Below are 2,716 nucleotides of genomic sequence, written 5' to 3'. Positions count from 1 at the left end.
ACCTATAATATCATGATTTTTTTAGTTTAATTATGTTTTTTCGATATCATTACTAATAGATGACTGAATAGTTATATACTTGATAAAACTCACAGGAAACATAACTCCTGGCTTCTTAGTAGGAGGATTTAGTGTGTTGAATATTCTGTCCCAAAACCCCTGAATGCCATAGTTTCCATTAAAGCAAGTGTGATGAAGATCGTGGAAATCTGATGGAATGAAAAATATTGACAAAGAACTATGACCTTCTAAGTTGTAAGCATTGCCTATAACGCTCCATGCACACAATTGAGTGATGTCATATCCAAATATAAAAATAGGTAAAACATCAGCGATCGCAACAATAATATATTCAACCAAACTCTTATGTCCAGCAACAAAACTTGATGAGTCACGAAACTCATGATGCTTAAGATGGATTTTCTGCAAGAATTTGGTGTGCAAGAGGCGATGAGCAACATAAAAACAGAAATCAGCAGCAACTATTCTCATCAAAAACCATCCAAGGTTTAGAAGTAAGCTATTTCCTCTATGAACCTCTGGAGCTAGATATAGAATTATTAATGCTGATAGAAAAGCTTTAATTTCTCCTGTTATAATCCCTCTGATAGTAAAGGAAGGAAATGCTTGATTTTTGACTTTCTTGACCCTTGCTGTCAGCTTATCTCTTAAAACCTCGTTATTTTTGATTCCTTTCTCAATAAGAATGCCAATACTATAAAATGAGATAGAACCAAGGAGCCAGTACAACAGTACCTGCGTGATAAAGTCGATCTTAATATTGTTTAACAGCAAATAAAATACTTGCTGAACAATCGTACAACTAACAGCAATCTTCAGATAAAATTCGATATCAGAACAGAAATTCAAAATCTTTTGCATTTCTGTGACCTTATAATATGTGACTGAGGCATATTCTGTTAATCTTTAATATCTTGAACAATCCGAAAACCAGCGTGTTGATAAAAATTGGGACGGAACCAGTTGCGGTAATATTTTAAAGCTTCTGTACCATTAGTTATCCAACATCCTCCTAACATCATTTGATGTTTATCATCAAAAAAGATGGCAGAATTATCCTCATAAAGAAAATGAGGTTGATATCCTGGAAGAGGGTTTAAGTTATTACTTAACCATTCCCAAACATTCCCACGTAAATCATACAATCCCGAAGAATTTTTGGCTGTTTCTAACATCCCAACAGGACTAGGGGAGCCAAATTTTAAATTGAGATTATAATTTTCTACATCATCTAATAAACTATTACCATAAGTTGCTAAATGGTATTCTGGTTCACTCATTAAGCGAGTATCTTTTCCTTGCCAACGACAATAAGCCATTGCTTCATAATGATTGACTTCCACAGGCCAATCTAAGGGTAAGTCAATTTCATCAAACATGGCTCGATATTTATAGCTACCATTTTCATGTAACCAAAATTTGGGACATTGAATATTGTATCGAGTTTTCCAATTCCAAGATTCTTCATCCCAATAGTCTTGATTTTCGTAACCACCAGCTTTTACAAAATAAATAAAATCGGCATTGGTAATCAGATATTTGCTGGCGAAAAAGGGTGCAACTTCAACAGTGCGATCGCCATAGTCAATATCCCATCCATAAGTGGAGTCATCTAAGGCTTTACCGAGTTTGACTACCCCACCAGCAACTTCGATCATTTCGTTCTCAGGAGTATAACCATTAAAAGGGGCATATTGCCAATTTTGGGGACGTTTCACTCTCTCAATTGGTAGTTGGCGAATTAACATCGAAGAAGTTTCAATGTGAATACGTTGGTGTTCAACGCCCATCATTAAAGCCCAAAGAGGATGACTGGAATGAATTGGCAAAGTAATTGGGGTTGTCTTAATTAGTTCGGAAATTACGGAATATGCTTGTTCTCGATACTCCCAAGTTTGGGCAACTTGCGGCCATTTCAGATGAGCGATCGCTTCATTTAATTCCTCTGGTATTTCTGGATCAACTCCAATTTCAAACAAAATTTCATACTCTGGATTGAGGCGTTTTTCTAATAATCCTACCTGAATTAATTTATTGATGTAGAAAATAGCTGAATGTCCCAGATAAAAAATTAGAGGATTTCTCAAAGGGTCAGGATTGAGATAAAATGTCTCTTCCCCAACTAGACTTTTCAATAATATATCTTCCAGTTTCCACGCATTCTCAAAGTAGTCGAGGATAACTTGGTTATTACAACTATCAAGTTTTGGAGGTTTAGCAGATTGCAGACTATTCATGGTTAAATTGCTATTATAGAACAATGAAAGAAATTAATTATCTCGAAATCTGATTTGATTCCTAAATTTACTTACATAGCTAAGGAACACGAAAGAAAAAATAAATATGTACTGATTTTTTTGAAAAACCAAATATGAATCCTATAGAATGTGTTAAACACAATAGGATTGAAGGAGGTATCAAATAAGATTCTTAAATATGACAGATTTATTATTTAATAGCAATACTTATTTTTCAGTAATTAGTTTTTCAAATAAGACTAAAACTTTATCGACTTAGTGTAGTAATACCGTAAATTTGACTAATTTAATTCTCGTTGAATAGTTAAACTATTAGCCAAGAAATAAGTCAGTGGTAATAAACATAACAAGATTATTAAATGACTACAACTTTGCAAAAAACATCTCCAATAATCATTGCACACCGAGGCGCTAGCGGCTATCGTCCAGAACATACT

The 2,716-nt window shown here is 34.1% G+C and carries 2 protein-coding genes; both read right to left on the bottom strand.

All coding sequences use genetic code 11. From position 1 onward, the window contains the following. Nucleotides 1–30: 30 nt before the first annotated feature. Complete coding sequence (locus tag IQ229_RS22975; RefSeq protein WP_194047718.1) at nt 31–882, bottom strand: sterol desaturase family protein; 852 nt, start codon at nt 880–882, stop codon at nt 31–33. 38 nt (nt 883–920) lie between these two features. Next, nucleotides 921–2,258 (bottom strand): 5-histidylcysteine sulfoxide synthase, encoded by a 1,338-nt coding sequence (gene ovoA, locus IQ229_RS22970; protein WP_194047716.1) that lies wholly within the window; start codon nt 2,256–2,258, stop codon nt 921–923. Between the last annotated feature and the right edge of the window lie 458 nt (nt 2,259–2,716).

It is taken from the genome of Nostoc cf. edaphicum LEGE 07299, from assembly GCF_015207245.1.
Lineage (GTDB): Bacteria > Cyanobacteriota > Cyanobacteriia > Cyanobacteriales > Nostocaceae > Nostoc > Nostoc edaphicum_B.
Note: the sequence above shows the minus strand (reverse complement) of the source record. Positions and strands in the feature narration are given on the sequence as shown.